21 protein-coding genes and 1 tRNA gene are annotated in these 13,422 nt (G+C 58.2%); 7 read left to right on the top strand and 15 right to left on the bottom strand.

Going from position 1 to position 13,422, the window contains the following annotated elements; translation table 11 throughout:
- Position 1: 1 nt before the first annotated feature.
- The 7 genes from JXQ78_RS07100 to JXQ78_RS07070 all read right to left on the bottom strand — a co-directional run bounded on the left by JXQ78_RS07100 (position 2) and on the right by JXQ78_RS07070 (position 2,328).
- The gene (locus JXQ78_RS07100; RefSeq protein ID WP_330632783.1) at positions 2–247 is read right to left on the bottom strand and encodes a DUF3194 domain-containing protein; all 246 of its coding nucleotides are present in this window, start codon (positions 245–247) and stop codon (positions 2–4) included.
- A 9-nt stretch (positions 248–256) separates the two neighbouring features.
- A complete protein-coding gene (locus tag JXQ78_RS07095; RefSeq protein WP_330632782.1) occupies positions 257–667 on the bottom strand; it encodes a prefoldin subunit beta in 411 nt (136 codons plus the stop codon).
- Positions 668–724: 57 nt separating this feature from the next.
- Entirely contained in the window at positions 725–976 is a 252-nt protein-coding gene (locus JXQ78_RS07090; RefSeq protein ID WP_330632781.1) for a KEOPS complex subunit Pcc1, read from the bottom strand.
- 8 nt (positions 977–984) lie between these two features.
- Complete coding sequence (locus tag JXQ78_RS07085) at positions 985–1,119, bottom strand: DNA-directed RNA polymerase subunit P (RefSeq protein ID WP_330632780.1); 135 nt, start codon at positions 1,117–1,119, stop codon at positions 985–987.
- A 29-nt stretch (positions 1,120–1,148) separates the two neighbouring features.
- A complete protein-coding gene (locus tag JXQ78_RS07080; RefSeq protein ID WP_330632779.1) occupies positions 1,149–1,415 on the bottom strand; it encodes a 50S ribosomal protein L37ae in 267 nt (88 codons plus the stop codon).
- A gap of 53 nt (positions 1,416–1,468) precedes the next feature.
- Positions 1,469–2,191: a DUF2103 domain-containing protein gene (locus JXQ78_RS07075; RefSeq protein ID WP_330632778.1), complete on the bottom strand. Its 723-nt coding sequence runs from the start codon at positions 2,189–2,191 to the stop codon at positions 1,469–1,471.
- 64 nt (positions 2,192–2,255) lie between these two features.
- Positions 2,256–2,328 (bottom strand) — tRNA-Pro (locus tag JXQ78_RS07070).
- Between the two features lie 204 nt (positions 2,329–2,532).
- Between JXQ78_RS07070 and JXQ78_RS07065 the strand changes: the two genes are divergently transcribed.
- Complete coding sequence (locus JXQ78_RS07065; RefSeq protein ID WP_330632777.1) at positions 2,533–2,964, top strand: TRAM domain-containing protein; 432 nt, start codon at positions 2,533–2,535, stop codon at positions 2,962–2,964.
- Here JXQ78_RS07065 and JXQ78_RS07060 read toward each other — a convergent pair whose 3' ends face one another.
- The gene (locus JXQ78_RS07060; protein WP_330632776.1) at positions 2,965–3,969 is read right to left on the bottom strand and encodes a mannose-1-phosphate guanylyltransferase; all 1,005 of its coding nucleotides are present in this window, start codon (positions 3,967–3,969) and stop codon (positions 2,965–2,967) included.
- Between the two features lie 11 nt (positions 3,970–3,980).
- Positions 3,981–4,295, bottom strand: coding sequence for a DUF7091 family protein (locus tag JXQ78_RS07055; RefSeq protein WP_330632775.1), 315 nt, complete (start codon positions 4,293–4,295; stop codon positions 3,981–3,983).
- Positions 4,296–4,451: 156 nt separating this feature from the next.
- On the opposite strand from JXQ78_RS07055, the gene JXQ78_RS07050 reads away from it, so the two are divergent.
- Positions 4,452–5,378, top strand: coding sequence for a replication factor A (locus tag JXQ78_RS07050; protein ID WP_330632774.1), 927 nt, complete (start codon positions 4,452–4,454; stop codon positions 5,376–5,378).
- A complete protein-coding gene (locus tag JXQ78_RS07045; protein ID WP_330632773.1) occupies positions 5,379–6,005 on the top strand; it encodes an RPA family protein in 627 nt (208 codons plus the stop codon). It abuts the gene before it with no gap.
- A gap of 190 nt (positions 6,006–6,195) precedes the next feature.
- On the opposite strand, the gene JXQ78_RS07040 is transcribed toward JXQ78_RS07045, so the two are convergent.
- A complete protein-coding gene (locus JXQ78_RS07040; RefSeq protein WP_330632772.1) occupies positions 6,196–6,837 on the bottom strand; it encodes a hypothetical protein in 642 nt (213 codons plus the stop codon).
- 214 nt (positions 6,838–7,051) lie between these two features.
- On the opposite strand from JXQ78_RS07040, the gene JXQ78_RS07035 reads away from it, so the two are divergent.
- Positions 7,052–7,459, top strand: a complete 408-nt coding sequence (locus JXQ78_RS07035) for a CopG family transcriptional regulator (protein WP_330632771.1) — start codon at positions 7,052–7,054, stop codon at positions 7,457–7,459.
- Between the two features lie 35 nt (positions 7,460–7,494).
- Here the strand turns inward: JXQ78_RS07035 and JXQ78_RS07030 are convergent, their stop codons facing one another.
- On the bottom strand, positions 7,495–7,947 hold the full coding sequence (locus tag JXQ78_RS07030; RefSeq protein WP_330632770.1) for a DUF5814 domain-containing protein: 453 nt from the start codon (positions 7,945–7,947) through the stop codon (positions 7,495–7,497).
- Positions 7,948–8,044: 97 nt separating this feature from the next.
- On the opposite strand from JXQ78_RS07030, the gene JXQ78_RS07025 reads away from it, so the two are divergent.
- Both JXQ78_RS07025 and JXQ78_RS07020 read left to right on the top strand, forming a co-directional pair.
- Complete coding sequence (locus JXQ78_RS07025; protein WP_330632769.1) at positions 8,045–9,052, top strand: hypothetical protein; 1,008 nt, start codon at positions 8,045–8,047, stop codon at positions 9,050–9,052.
- Positions 9,053–9,094: 42 nt separating this feature from the next.
- Positions 9,095–9,889: a nucleotidyltransferase domain-containing protein gene (locus JXQ78_RS07020; protein WP_330632768.1), complete on the top strand. Its 795-nt coding sequence runs from the start codon at positions 9,095–9,097 to the stop codon at positions 9,887–9,889.
- A gap of 1 nt (position 9,890) precedes the next feature.
- On the opposite strand, the gene JXQ78_RS07015 is transcribed toward JXQ78_RS07020, so the two are convergent.
- From JXQ78_RS07015 to JXQ78_RS07005, 3 genes are read right to left on the bottom strand one after another with little or no spacing between them, the layout of a single operon-like run.
- Positions 9,891–10,394: a DUF7122 family protein gene (locus tag JXQ78_RS07015; protein WP_330632767.1), complete on the bottom strand. Its 504-nt coding sequence runs from the start codon at positions 10,392–10,394 to the stop codon at positions 9,891–9,893.
- Positions 10,391–11,299: an RsmB/NOP family class I SAM-dependent RNA methyltransferase gene (locus JXQ78_RS07010; RefSeq protein WP_330632766.1), complete on the bottom strand. Its 909-nt coding sequence runs from the start codon at positions 11,297–11,299 to the stop codon at positions 10,391–10,393. Before JXQ78_RS07010 ends, JXQ78_RS07015 begins: the two co-directional genes overlap by 4 nt.
- 55 nt (positions 11,300–11,354) lie before the next feature.
- On the bottom strand, positions 11,355–11,831 hold the full coding sequence (locus tag JXQ78_RS07005; RefSeq protein WP_330632765.1) for a hypothetical protein: 477 nt from the start codon (positions 11,829–11,831) through the stop codon (positions 11,355–11,357).
- A 146-nt stretch (positions 11,832–11,977) separates the two neighbouring features.
- Between JXQ78_RS07005 and JXQ78_RS07000 the strand changes: the two genes are divergently transcribed.
- Complete coding sequence (locus JXQ78_RS07000) at positions 11,978–12,724, top strand: proteasome assembly chaperone family protein (RefSeq protein ID WP_330632764.1); 747 nt, start codon at positions 11,978–11,980, stop codon at positions 12,722–12,724.
- Here JXQ78_RS07000 and JXQ78_RS06995 read toward each other — a convergent pair.
- Positions 12,718–13,398, bottom strand: coding sequence for a type I 3-dehydroquinate dehydratase (locus JXQ78_RS06995; protein ID WP_330632763.1), 681 nt, complete (start codon positions 13,396–13,398; stop codon positions 12,718–12,720). The two genes, JXQ78_RS07000 and JXQ78_RS06995, sit on opposite strands and share 7 nt — an antisense overlap.
- Positions 13,399–13,422 lie beyond the last annotated feature (24 nt).

The following is a 13,422-nucleotide window of genomic DNA, read 5'->3' as shown; positions in this document are numbered from 1 at the left end:
GCTAGTCGGCCGATTCGAGCAGTTCGTCGACCGCGCTGTGTGCCGCCTCGATCGCGTCGTCGATCACGGCCTCGGGATCGGCGTCGTGATCGGTTGGCGGATTCACGTAAATGTCGACCTTGAGGATGTCGTCTTCGAACGTAACGGTCACGTCGAGATCCTCGAGCTGTGATTGTTTGTAGTTCGAAAGGATGACCCCTTCGGCCGCCTCTGCTGCCGTCTGGACGACCGCCGAATCAGAGACCATAGCGCAGCTTTAGTCACCGCCTGGACCGCCCATCCCAGGGCCGCCCGGTCCCTGTGGACCAGATGGACCGCCGCCGGCACCGCTCAGCAACTGCTGGAGCTCCTGCTGGAGCTCTTCGAACTTCTCTTCGACGCGGCTTTCTTGTTTCTCGAGCGTGTCGATGCGAATCTCGAGGTTGTCCTGCTTCGATTCGAGGTCGGTCTGTGCAGCCTCATAATCCGTCTCGACGAGTAGCTCGCCGACTTCCTGGTACATGTCGGTGTCTTCTGTAATATCATCGAGCTGGTCGAGTGCGGTCTCAGTGTCCGACAGTGCGGTTTCAGCCTGCTGTTTCTGCATGGCGACCTGCTGTGCGGTCTCCTGAAGTCCCTGCAACTCCTCGATTTTCTCTTCGGCTTCTGGTGGAAGATTACCCTGCATGGTTACCCTGTCAGGACCGCAACGCAAAAAGGCACGTGTTTGATCCTCCCTACCGATTTAGCGCTCTGCACATCGTTCTGCCACCTCGATGAGCGTACACCAGGTGTTGAGCCCCGCCCGCAACGCCACCAGATCCTCTGCGATTACCTCAATCAAAAGCACTCTTCCGTCGCGCTCGATGGTAGTCTGCGCACGACTGTCGTCGATCTGTCCGATCTCCTGACTGATTGCCCGTTCGATCAGTTCGGCTCTCGCGACACTCTCATAGGAAAATTCGAGCGTGATTGCTGCGGGGACGGTCGTCGCCACGGGCCGATCTACTGAACGTCGATCTCTTTGATATTGCGGCTGCGTTCTTTGAGCAGCACGCGATGACCACAGTACGGACAGCGGACGCCACCGTATTCGTCGAGCTCGACGTCGCGTTTACAGCGAGAACATTTGTAGCTCATACGTTGGATTGGGAGTCTGGTCTGAAAGCTTATTCGTCGTCTTCGGCCAGCGCGGCACGAATCGAGCGCTGGACGGTTTTACCACCCGGCGTCTCTGGACGATAGGCGCCACCGGCGAACTTCTCGCCGGTTGCTTCGTTCACCCAGATCCCGGTGCCGACGCGTTTGACATCGTCGCCGTCAACAGTTGCGTTTTGCATTTCCGCTTCGATCTCGTTGACACGGCGCCGAGCGATTCGACCGTAGCGAGCGCCAAAGCGACCGGCGCTCCCGATAGATCCCTGTTGTTCGGCCATACGGTCTGTAATCCAATCGTGGGTATAAATCCGTTGAGTTCGATTCGACAGGGTCATTCCTGCAGTCCAGACTCGGTGAGGGCCTCGTTAAGGTCCGCTCGAACCCGTTCGCCGGTGTCTCTGTCATAGGCGGTGGTGACGACACGATTTTCCTGGACGCTTGAGCCATCACGAACGAGCAGCCGGACGTTGCCGTTGGTGTCCGCGCGGGTTGCTTTCGCGCGCACGCCCGTTCGAGAGCTGCTACCGCCAGCGTCGATCGGTCCGGGAACGAGCTTTTTCACGTGCGGATGGGCGGCCACCGTCTCGATCGCTCTCCGGCCCTCTCGATCGCCGATGAGCGTGGTGTGTGAGCCGCCAATCGTGTCGGCCAGCGAGGCATGCACTTCTTCGAGTGCGGGTTTGCCTCGCCGTTCAATCACCGACTGGATCGCATCCTCGCCGGTGATCCGAAACAGAGGATAATGAAGCGCTCGGCGCACGTGGTCGATCACCGTCCGGTCGCCGGTGACGTACACCTCCTCGGGGCGCTTGCGCCGAACGTCGTCCGCGATCAATCCAACGAAGTTGCGAAGTTCGACCACTGCGGCTTCGCCGTCGCTCTCGGGCGTGGTGGTGATCACTCGCGAGCCAAGAACGGTCTCGTCGTTGAGTGCGCTCACGCGAGCGCGATCACGATTGAGTTCTAAGACGACAGTGTCGGCGTTGGCCGTGTTACAGACTAAACAGTAATCGCCAGGGCGATCAAGCGACGACCGACACTGCCGACACGACATACTCAAGGTATGTGATCGGTGCTGAAAAGCCGGCTGGTTCACGGTGAAACAACACGACAGAAGATGGGGTTGCTCGGATTTGAACCGAGGTCAACGGCACCCAAGGCCGCAAGTATACCAGGCTAACCCACAACCCCGTACTCATTCGTTTGGGCAGTACTCACCTAACGGTTTCGTTTCGCGCCGGCCGTTCACGACAGCGCAACTCGGTGGTGAGCTACCCACGATTACCTGCTACCTACTGACGAGATGAAATTGATCTGACACCAGTTGGTCGGGCTCAGGTGCCGTCGTGCAGAGCGTGTCGTAACGATTTAGACGACTGCCACGCTGGTATCTGTATGTCGGACTGTCCACTCGCGGACGAATGCCCTCATTACTCCGAACGGATCGAAGGGATGGGGTGTCAACATTTCAGCGAGCGAGGGGGAGCTGAGTGGTGTAATCACTACAATCAGCCAATTCGCGAACTCAAATCTCAGCCAGTCACCCCTGGCCAAGAGATCGTCGTCGATGTCACGGACATTCACGAGAGCGGTGCCGGCGTTGGTCGGACCGAAGAGGGGTTTATCGTGCTGGTTGATGGCGTGTTGCCCGATGCCCGCGCCCGGGTGAAAGTTACCACCGTCCGGTCGAATCACGCCCGCGCCGAAGAGCTCGAACGGCTGCCAATGGACGATGTCGATCAGACGGAAGTCCCCGACGACGACGATGACGACGAGCCAATGGGGCGAAAACGCCTGGGCAGCCGCGACAATTTCTGGGGCTCCTGATCAGGACTCGCGAGTGGACGCCGTCCGTTTGTCGACGACTTCTCTGACCCGTTGTGTTTCGTTTGTTGGGACGACCAGCACCCGGTCGTCGAACGCCGCGACGACGAGATCGGTGACGCCAACCGCATTGATTTCTGTCGAGGAATCACAGGCGAGCACGCAGTTTTCTGTCTCGATCGAAAGCACGTCACCACTGCTGACGGTGCCATTCACGTTAGCGTCGAGAATGCGCCCGAGCGAATCCCACGAGCCAAGGTCGTCCCACTCGATAGCAGCCGGAACGACGGCAATTTCCTCGGTTCGTTCCAGGACGGCGTGGTCGATGCTGATCGGATCGACACTATCGAAGCCGGTGAGTGGATCGTTCTCCTCGAGTGCCCCAACGAGAGACGAAAGCGGCGTCGATCTCGCTGCAGTGAGTAGCGTCTCGGGTGTCCAGGCGAACATCCCCGCGTTCCAGTAGAAATCGTTGTATACGTATCGCGCAGCCGCACCGGGATCGGGTTTTTCGTAAAATCCCTCGACGGCGAGATGGTCGCCATGATCGTCTCCAGGCTTGATATAGCCATATTCGATCGCCGCGCGCGTCGGTTCGATCCCAAGGGTGACGAGCTGGTCGGTCCGTTCGGCGACAGCCATTGCGTTTTGTGCCACTGCCTGAAACCCCTCGCCGACGTGCTGGTCGCTCGGCAAACAGAACAGTACGGGGTTCTCACCGGTGTTCTGGAGCTCGTGGGCTGCATACACGAGCGCTGGACCGGTGTCTTTTCCCATCGGTTCGGTGAGCACCGTCGCGTCGGGAACGTGCGATCGAACGTTGTCGGCGTATGCCGGGCGGGTCACCACACACACCTGATCGACGATCGGTCTGACGCGTTCGACGGTCTGGCCCAACAAGGAGGCGTCATCGTCCGCAAATGAGAGAAACTGTTTGGGGCGCTCGGGCGCGCTCGCTGGATACATCCGTGTGCCGATGCCACCGGCAAGCACCACTGCGATCTGCATACCGTCGGTTACTATCGCCGGTACAAATCACCACCGGCGGGATTCCACGTTTCGATCGTCTCTTCTTGAATGTCTTCAACACAGCCCTGACAGTCCTGGCTGGTGGGATCGAAACACGGTGGCCGCCCCGACGCATCGAGTCCCACAGAGCGTCGCTCTGCGTATCGTCGACAGACAATTCGCGCGTTTCCGTTCTCATCGGTCGGAAGGTCGGCTTCGGCCGCGCGTTTTGTCGTGGCAAACGTCTGCTTTGCCTGCTCGATCTGCATTCCAGCTGCGCGAAACTTCGCGTGTAACAGCCGCTCTAGTCGCCGACGCGAGGACATGGCCTGGACTATGTTCTCATCGGAGAAAACGATGGTGCTCGCCGCGTGCACTCTCTGTGCTGCCATCATTTCTAAAATCGAATATGGAGAATTTAAGAAGGATAAGGTCGAACCGCACATTGTCTCTCACCGAAAATACGAAGAGACAGAGCCACAATGTCGGAATTACGCCAACACGCGGAGTCGGTCCACGCCCAGTTCGACGACCATCTCGAGGTCGATCTCGAAGAGATCGAAGATCGCCTTGAGACGCTGGTGTCGGAGTATAAAGTCCCTCCCGAGGAGGCACGGCGCAGTCTCGTGAGTAGCTATCTCTCCGAGGCCGATCTCGAGCGCGACGAGCTCGCCAGTGGGCAGACCGAGCGCGTTTCCGTTGGGTCGATCGACGAGGACGAGCAGTGGGTTGACGTGCGCGTGAAGGTCGTCGAGCTCTGGGAGCCACGCAGCGACGCCATCGCGCAGGTCGGCCTCCTCGGCGACGAATCCGGGCGGATAAAGTTCGTTTCGTTTGCCACGAGCGAGCTCGAAGAACTCGAAGAAGAGAGCGTCTACGATCTGTCGAACGTCGTCACTGATGAGTACGAGGGTCAGTATTCGATCAAGCTCAATCGAACCACCTCAATCACCGAGCTCGAGGACGACATCGAGGTTGGCGACGACACCGTAGAGCAGATCGGCGCGCTGGTGGACATCCAGCGTGGCAGTGGATTGATCAAGCGCTGTCCCACGGACGATTGCACGCGTGTGCTCCAGAACGGGCGTTGTTCGGAACACGGCGAAGTCGACGGCGAGTTCGATCTCCGAATCAAGGGCGTGCTGGACGACGGCACGGCCGTTCAGGAGGTAATTTTCGACTGTGAGCAGACCGAGACGTTGACCGATATCACGCTCGATCGCGCAAAGGAGATGGCCAAGGACGCCCTGGATACGAGCGTGGTGATCGAAGAGATGAAGTCCTCGACGCTCGGGCGATATTACCAGGTGACGGGTCCAAAATTCGGTCGGTATCTCCTCGTTAACGAGTTCGAACGACTTGGGGCGATGGACACGAACGATGCACTCGTTCGCGCGAGGTCGATGTAGATGTCACAATCAGAATCCACTCCCTCTGACGGCCAGCCATCGCGTGCAGTTGCGCGCCGGGTGTTTGCCACGGAGTTCAACGACATCACATACACGTTCAAAGAATCCGACGAAGAGCGTGCGCCGGTTTACGGGCTGTTGCCTACCGGTGAGCGCGCAAATCGGGTGTTCGTTGCGGGAACGCTCACCGAAACCCAGGATGTGGGCTCCGACAGCGAGTACTGGCAGGGTCGTGTGGTCGATCCCTCGGGGACGTTTTTCGTGTATGCCGGGCAGTATCAGCCCGAGGCGGCAACGATGTTGCGCGAGGCACAGCCGCCGATCTACGTTTCGATCGTCGGCAAGCCCAGAACGTATGAGACGGATGACGGCGAGATGAACGTCTCGATCCGGCCGGAATCGATCTCGATCATTGATGATGACACGCGCGATCGATGGGTCGTCGAGACGGCACTCAAGACGATTGAGCGCGCAAGCGAGGCGGTAACACAGCCATCCGAGTACGCGACGATGGCAGACGAGCAGTACGAGAGTGCACCAGAGCTCTACCGCGAGGAGGCACTGGCGGTGCTTGAGGAACTCGACGGAGCGGATGAGCCAGCCGAAAACGAGATGCCAGTGTCGTAACACTGTTGGGAAGGTTTGCTGTTGAGACGGAGACGCTCGTCAGTTCGATTCAGGAAATCAAGACAGCTGCCGTTCCTTTGAGAATGCATCGGCATAGCTAATCAGTCACACTTCGATTGGTCTGTTCGCTGGACAGCAATTGGGGCCCATAACTGTCCGTGAGCTGTTCCTCGGGACCACGTACAAAATGTCACAACCCGACGTGGCTCTCTCGCTCAACGACAGCAAACCCCTGTGTCTCAAGGATTGCATCACGATACCTGCTCGCCAGGAGCTGTTGTGGGAGCCGCCGGAGGCCGAACCGACGGTTCGATCGGTAGTCGATATCGACGATCGCGTGCTCACCGTCGGTTGTGATGGTGCACGTATAGGTACCCCATGGCGTTTCGTCCTCCGTAACATCCAGTGTGACTCGCGTTTTGCCATCGGAAGTGTCATCGACAGTTGCATCGATGGCCACGATCACAGATCGCACGCCGAAAAGATACGATGTCTCACAGTTCACGGTTCCGTCTTCGATGGAGATTGCATCAGCGACGCCCCATTGAAAACCAAGCACTGGTGGTGTTGGCCCGGAGAAGCTCTCGATCACCGCCGTTTCTGTCATCGGTGTTTGGAGTTTGATTGATCCATATGATTGATAGATGGGTGTTCGAACGATGAGGAGTATCACGATCGCTATCCCTGTTGATACCAACAATGGCGTCGAAAAATACGCAACCAGATAGACCGCCATCACTAGCAGGACAAATAGCGCGCTGAGTGCGCGTTCGCGTCCGTGGAACTGATCGATCAGATCGATAACCTCCGCAGGGCGTTCGATCTCATTCATGCGATATACTATGCGAAACACACTACTGAGTGGCAATTAATGCGGCGGTCGAGAATGACTCACGAAAAACTACTGATCGAGCGTGTGTCGGTCCCTTCATCCTCCCCACATCACTCATCTTCGGCCGTCAGAGCCTCTCTCTCGACTATTAATATTGACACCAATCAGTTCTCTCACAAACGATTAAGTAGGTTGAACGAGTATCTCTTCACTGATGGGCAATAAGAACAAGACAATCTCGTTCCGTGTTAATGAGGACGTATTCGAGGTGTTACGCGACATCGCCGAGGAACGAGACATTTCGCTTTCAGCTGTGTTCCGCGATTACGTGGACCAGCTCGTTGCCCACGATGGACAGGTGCGGGTGGTCCCCGAACACGAGATCGACAACAATCCGGCGGAAGCAGAAGGATTTCCACCAAAAGTCGAGGTGCCAAAGAGCTTCGTTCGAGAGCACGAACGCCTCGAACTCGAGGCCGACCACCTCCGCGAGCAACTGGACGAGTACAAACGCTACGTCACAGAGCTCACGCAGGAACTCGATGAGTACAACGACGAAGACATCATCGTGCTCGACGATCTCGACGATTCGGATGGCGACGACACGTACCGATTGGGCTGATAACTGTCGGGTCCATTCGTGTGTCTCGTTTCTTCTCAGGTCAACCGATCGATCCGCGCAGCGAGCCGGTCGGCATGTGACTCGTTACCATCGACGCGTGCGAGATCTTCGGCCGCCTCAAGCGTTCGGACGGCATCGTCGAGAAATGTGAGCACATCCCCAGAGTATGCGTACACCTGATAGTCCGCCCCCATCACGTCGACGATCGCGTCCGGTCCGAGTCCTTGCTCGCGCAGTTCGAGTAGATACTGCATGAACGTGCGCTCTGGATAGCCCGAATAAAGCTGGGCCTCGTCTTTACAATCCAGAAAGTCGCTGGCGAAATCCAACAGCCGATCACGGGTGGCACTGTCGAGATTCGACAGTCCCTCACCGCTGTAGAGCACGTCGATCGTCGCGCCGGCAAAGGCACTCTTTGGAAGCTGCGTGTCCAGCTGTGAGACGATCTGGCGATGGTTCTTCAGATAGATCTTGTCCGTGATAGCCACATCATCAGTAGATCCTCCGTCGATAAAAGCCACGTGGATCGAACGGTTCACACCGATGAGAATCACACTTTCCTGGCCCCCTCCCGATCGATGCGGTATGGAGCACGATTCGACGGCCAATACGATGGCATCGCGATCACGACAGGGACGCGGCCGACTCTGGTTGAGTCTTTCGGGGAATCGACTGTTGGTGACGCTCGCGTTGCTGGTGGTCATCTTTCTGGGGGTCCTTCTCGTGAGCCTGCTGTATGGCGGCGCGCTGGCTTCGGCCATTGGCACGGGTGATACGATCGAAACGCTGTTCTCGACGCTGATTGGCGGCATCATCACCGGGACGACACTGGTCGTGACGATCAGTCAGCTCGTGATCTCACAGGAGCTCGGCGCGCTCGGCGATCAACTGTCACGGATTAACAACGCAATGGAATTTCGCAAAAAGACGGCCAAACGGCTCGGAAATGCTCCACCGACAACCGTCTCCGCAAACTGCCGTCTCCTCCTCGAAGGAATTGAATCTGACGCACGGGAGCTCGACGCAGCGGTGTCTGAAACCACAGATAGATCGCTCGCCACGGAAGTGAACGACTTTACGAACGAGGTCACAGATCACGCAACAATGATTCAAGACGACCTCGAGAACGTAGAATTTGGCACGTCCTCCGTCGTTGCATCGCTGTTGAACTTCAACTACGCGACGAAGCTCCAGTCGCTCGAACAGCTCGAATACGACCACACTGAGGAGCTCGACCAGCAAGCAATGAAGTCTGTAGAACAACTGAGAACTGGACTCACCCGATATGGAGCATTTCGTGAACACATCAAAACGCTGTATTTCCAGTGGGAGCTAATGACGCTCTCGCGGCTGATACTCTACGTAGCAATTGTGTCGCTCTGTATTGTGGGGGGCTCGCTTCTCTTTGTTGGCACTGACACCGTCACCGGTTCGGTCGCGGGGATCGAGACGCTGCTTTTGGTCACTGGGGCAGTCTTCACCGTCGGCGTGAGCCCATTCGTTCTGTTTATCGCTTACACCCTTCGGATCGTCACCATGACGAGACGAACGCTCGCAATCGGCCCGCTCGTGTTGCGTCAGACCGACTCGTAGCTAGGGTGGGATTTATGTTGTAGCATTACTGATGGATCGCTGATGGACTACGATGATGAATCGCTTCGAACGGTGATCGACCAGGCGATTTCTTCTGCCACAGATCCGGCACGGCCCGCGTTTTATGCGGTTTCTGGATCGCACCTCTATGGCTTTCCAAGCGACGCTGGCGGGGATATCGACGTGCGTGGCTTTCACATCACGGATGGCCAGGCGTACTGGTTGCTTGATGAACCGACACAGCAGTATGTGATCAACCAGGGCGAAACCACCGACGGTTTCGAAGAGTATGCCGCGGTTGATCTGGTGAGCTACGAGCTTCGGAAGTTCGGCGAACTGCTCTATCAGGCAAACTACAACGTGCTCGAGCTGGTCTGTTGTGCAGAACCAGTACTGAACACACAACCGGACGACTTCGAGGAACTGAGGTCGCTGATCGAAACGTCGTTGCCACTCGATGTGGCACATTCGTATGTTGGGATGGCAAGATCGAACTACAACCGCTATCTGGATCCGGACGGGCGCGATCCACGTCCAACTGCGAAGAAGTTCCTCTACGTGCTGCGAGGACTGCTGGGTGCCCAGTACGTTATCGAACGGAACTCCCTCGAGCCAGACGTTCGGGAACTTGGTGCGTGGGCTGGTTATGACGAGTGCATCGAAGCGTTAATCGAAACGAAACGCGACGAGGAGTTCGCGACCGTTGACGATGACCTCGAAGCCCGGGCCCGGACGGCAACAGCCGAGCTGTTCGAGACCACATCGCCACCGGAACGAACTGAAAAGTCCGCCTACCACGATGCGCTGAACGACTGGATGCTCACCGTGCGTAGTTGAGTCAGACCGAACGCTGTCGACCCTTCGGAATCTGCGACCGGAGTTCGCCGTGGAGATAGAGTCCGACGCCGATCGGTTCGCGCACGTCGGCGAGTTCGTGTGCAACGATCAGATAGCCCCAGTCGCCCTCCCAGTCGAGTTTCTGATCCTCCCCGGCGATGAACGTGCGGGCGGCCTCCGCATCGACGGTGATGACGTTCTGGGTGGCGTGTTTTCCAAACCGCTGGACGGCGTCGGTCGTGGGTTTCCAGTGTTCCTGGCGAACCCGCAAAAACGTGATTCCGAGCGCCTCAACCTGGGTCCCTTCCGGTGCGTCGCCGGAAAACGCCCAGAGTTTGCCGCTGCCTTTCTCCCAGAAACTGTGATCCTCGAAAACCTCGGGTGAAACGCCGTATCGATCCTCCCAGAACGAGAGCACCCCATTCCGGGTCGGCCGCCCCTCGACAGCCCGATCCGCATCCGTCGCTGGCAATCGACTGAACTGCTCGCCGACGTTCGATCTCATTCGCCAGTCACCTCGAGTTTCGCACAGAAAAAGCCCCCAGTGTCGTTCAGATGTGGATAGATCCGCTGGGCCTTCTCGACGGATCGATCGAACGTCTTCTCGTTCCACTCGGTTACACCTGGGCGGGTATCGAGTGCCGTCTCGAACGGAACGATCCGACAGCTCTCGGTTTCGAGCACCGCATCGAGTACCGCCTCGTTCTCTTCGGGTGCGAACGTGCACGTCGAGTAGACGACTGTCCCACCAGCTCGTGTGGCCTGTATCGCCCGTCGAAGAATGCCGCGCTGTATCCCCGCCAATCCGCGAACGTGATCAATATCCCAGTCTTCGAGTGCTGTTGGATTCTTTCGAATCGTCCCCTCACACGAACAGGGAACGTCAACGAGTGCGTGATCGAACGGGTCTCCGCCGAACGGCGCTAACGACAGTGTCTGTGCGTCAGCCGAATTGACGATCAGATTCGTTACGCCACACCGCTGAGCGTTCGTTCGGAGTGCCGAGAGACGGCCGAGATTGGCGTCGTTAGCGATGAGTGTCCCTCGATCGTCCATCAGTGCGGCGAGCTGTGTCGTCTTCGATCCCGGTGCGGCACACGTATCGAGTACGCGATCGCCAGCCGAGGGCGAGAGCACGCGTGCCGGCAGCGCCGACACTTCCTCTTGACCGTAGATCCATCCGTGCACGTATGGCCAGCTGTTTCCCGGCGTGTCGGTGGACAACCGCAGTAGTTCGGGATACCACGAACACTGCTCGTACTCGTAGCCGGTATCCGCCAACGCTCGCTCGACCCGCTCGACCGACGCCTTCAGCGTGTTCACCCGCACCACCGACGGTAGCGGACGATCACACGCCCCAAGAAAGGCGTCGAACGAATCGATGAGCTCCCGATATCGTTCGAGTATCATACGAGGAGTATCCAGCCGGGGCTTTTCTCTCGTTCGGTCGCCGACGGCGAGCTCGCTACGTGTGGTCGAGTCGTGCCGCCAACAGCAACACCAGCGAACACACGCCGAGACGATTCCGATGGAGCCAGTACTGCCCGTCGGTTCCATGCACGATTCCGCGGTCGGTCATTGCCGATAGCATCCAGCGAATCCGTGATTCGGAGACGTCAAGCCGGTCGGCCAACTCCTCGGAACTCAGCGGACGAACTGCACTCACCAGCTCATCGCGCATCGATAGCGCGATGATTGTCGTCACAGACGCTTCTGTGGGTGCCCGCATTGCCGTCCGGGACAACGACTGGACCATCGATGAGCGAACCAGAGCCCCCAGTCCCGAAAGCACCAGCCAGCCGATACCAATCAACGAAAGGATGATACACCAGGTGAGAACCCCCGACACACCGTGAATAGACGCATACACCGCCGTTCCGAGAACCACGGCATGGACTGTAGACTTTACCGTCATCGAACTAAATTTTATCCGGTCGTTCATGCGAGGATGCTAGAACGCATCCGTTATATCGTTTCTGTTAAAAGATCTAATATATTAAATTAATTAATGCATTCTCTGGACTGACAACGGTCTCGATGGTGCGAACGGAGGGACGCTTTAGGTGATCGCTCCCTTCGTTATACACCATGGCAGGGATAACCACGATAACGGAGCTCTCGTTCGAGGACCCAACGCTCATTGAGGGGCTTCCGGGCGTCGGACTGGTCGGGAAGATCGCCGCTGATCACCTGATCGACACGTTCGATATGACGTATTTCGGCGCGGTTCGTTGTGAGGGACTCGCGCCGGTCGCGGTGTATCACGAGGATGAATCGACGGTAAAACCACCGGTTCGTCTCTACGGCGATCCAGAACGGGAGCTGGTCGTCTTACACAGCGACGTGCCGATCACTGGCGAGCGCCGTGAGGAGTTTGCGGCCTGTCTGGTGGGCTGGCTCGAGCACAACGGGGTGCTCGGGGTTTTCCTGAGCGGGCTTCCCCATTCGGAGGGTGACAAATCGGGGACTCCTGGGACGTTCGGCGTCGCCACTGGTGGGGCAACGGACGTGCTTGAGGACCACGAGATTGCGACGCCGAATCAGACGGGTGTCGTCAGTGGACCGACGGGCGCGTTGTTGCACGAGGCGATGGCCCACGAAATGGACGCGATCGGGCTGGTTGTCGAGGCAAATCCCCAGTTTCCGGATCCACGCGCCGCACGCGCACTGCTCGAGGAGGCGATCGGGCCGATTTCGGGCGTGGAGATCGACACCAGCGCGCTTGATGAGCAGGCCGAAGAGATCCGGTCCGCACGACAGCGCCTGGCAAAGCGAATGCAACAGTCGCCGACCGAAGAGAGCTCGCAGGCCCAGCCGTTGCCGGGCTTTCAGTGATCGACAGAAAGCGCGCGAACCAGTTGTGAAAGCGTCTCGAGCGTGTACTGGCCCGGCGCGGTGGCGTCGTCCGGAGCAACCGGCGCGTATCCAATCCGTGAGCCATACAGCGGTGCAACGGCCCGTGAGTGCTGACCAACCGCGCCCATTGCCATTGTGGCAACCGTTTCACCCGCGGCCGTTCGCGTTTCGGTGACCGAGAGCAGATCAAGCACATCGCGCCGGTCGGTAGCGGTGACGGCGAGCTTCGCACAGTCGCCGTGCTTGCCTGCTTCGTGCAGTTGCTCGTTCATTACGGCCTTCGATGGCGTTCGATCGAAATCATGTAGTGAAACGACGACGCGCACACCACCAGCTCGGGCGTCTGCAACGAGCGAGCGCCAGTCAGGATCGTCCAGTGCTCCGAACTCCACGTCGATCGCCGCGACGGCTGGCTGTTCGATTGCCCACTCCAGCATCGCCAGCCGGTCTGCGTCGTCTTCTGCGGTACCTCCTTCTGCGGTCCATCGGTTCGTCGCGAGAATGGGGAGCTCGCCGTCGTACGATTCGAGCTGCTTGCGCGGCGTCTCGGAGAGATCCATCCGAAACTCGATGGCGTCGGCGTGCTGGCGTGCGCCGTCGACCGAGTGCAACGAATCGGTGGCGGCCACCAGTACGAACGAATCGAATTCCATGTCAGACCCTCCGTGCGCGTCGTG

Source organism: Halocatena halophila, from assembly GCA_027563145.1.
GTDB lineage: Archaea > Halobacteriota > Halobacteria > Halobacteriales > Haloarculaceae > Halocatena > Halocatena halophila.
Note: the sequence above shows the minus strand (reverse complement) of the source record. Positions and strands in the feature narration are given on the sequence as shown.

Bases quoted from the DNA above. Each gene is read 5' to 3' on its own strand.
- JXQ78_RS07080 (WP_330632779.1), bottom strand. From the start codon at position 1,415: ATGGCCGAACAACAGGGATCTATCGGGAGCGCCGGTCGCTTTGGCGCT.
- JXQ78_RS07035 (WP_330632771.1), top strand. From the start codon at position 7,052: ATGGGCAATAAGAACAAGACAATCTCGTTCCGTGTTAATGAGGACGTA.
- JXQ78_RS07025 (WP_330632769.1), top strand. From the start codon at position 8,045: ATGGAGCACGATTCGACGGCCAATACGATGGCATCGCGATCACGACAG.
- JXQ78_RS07000 (WP_330632764.1), top strand. From the start codon at position 11,978: ATGGCAGGGATAACCACGATAACGGAGCTCTCGTTCGAGGACCCAACG.
- JXQ78_RS07015 (WP_330632767.1), bottom strand. From the start codon at position 10,394: ATGAGATCGAACGTCGGCGAGCAGTTCAGTCGATTGCCAGCGACGGAT.
- JXQ78_RS06995 (WP_330632763.1), bottom strand. From the start codon at position 13,398: ATGGAATTCGATTCGTTCGTACTGGTGGCCGCCACCGATTCGTTGCAC.
- JXQ78_RS07005 (WP_330632765.1), bottom strand. From the start codon at position 11,831: ATGAACGACCGGATAAAATTTAGTTCGATGACGGTAAAGTCTACAGTC.
- JXQ78_RS07085 (WP_330632780.1), bottom strand. From the start codon at position 1,119: ATGAGCTACAAATGTTCTCGCTGTAAACGCGACGTCGAGCTCGACGAA.
- JXQ78_RS07040 (WP_330632772.1), bottom strand. From the start codon at position 6,837: ATGAATGAGATCGAACGCCCTGCGGAGGTTATCGATCTGATCGATCAG.
- JXQ78_RS07075 (WP_330632778.1), bottom strand. From the start codon at position 2,191: ATGTCGTGTCGGCAGTGTCGGTCGTCGCTTGATCGCCCTGGCGATTAC.
- JXQ78_RS07095 (WP_330632782.1), bottom strand. From the start codon at position 667: ATGCAGGGTAATCTTCCACCAGAAGCCGAAGAGAAAATCGAGGAGTTG.
- JXQ78_RS07020 (WP_330632768.1), top strand. From the start codon at position 9,095: ATGGACTACGATGATGAATCGCTTCGAACGGTGATCGACCAGGCGATT.
- JXQ78_RS07055 (WP_330632775.1), bottom strand. From the start codon at position 4,295: ATGTCCTCGCGTCGGCGACTAGAGCGGCTGTTACACGCGAAGTTTCGC.
- JXQ78_RS07100 (WP_330632783.1), bottom strand. From the start codon at position 247: ATGGTCTCTGATTCGGCGGTCGTCCAGACGGCAGCAGAGGCGGCCGAA.
- JXQ78_RS07045 (WP_330632773.1), top strand. From the start codon at position 5,379: ATGTCACAATCAGAATCCACTCCCTCTGACGGCCAGCCATCGCGTGCA.
- JXQ78_RS07060 (WP_330632776.1), bottom strand. From the start codon at position 3,969: ATGCAGATCGCAGTGGTGCTTGCCGGTGGCATCGGCACACGGATGTAT.
- JXQ78_RS07010 (WP_330632766.1), bottom strand. From the start codon at position 11,299: ATGATACTCGAACGATATCGGGAGCTCATCGATTCGTTCGACGCCTTT.
- JXQ78_RS07065 (WP_330632777.1), top strand. From the start codon at position 2,533: ATGTCGGACTGTCCACTCGCGGACGAATGCCCTCATTACTCCGAACGG.
- JXQ78_RS07050 (WP_330632774.1), top strand. From the start codon at position 4,452: ATGTCGGAATTACGCCAACACGCGGAGTCGGTCCACGCCCAGTTCGAC.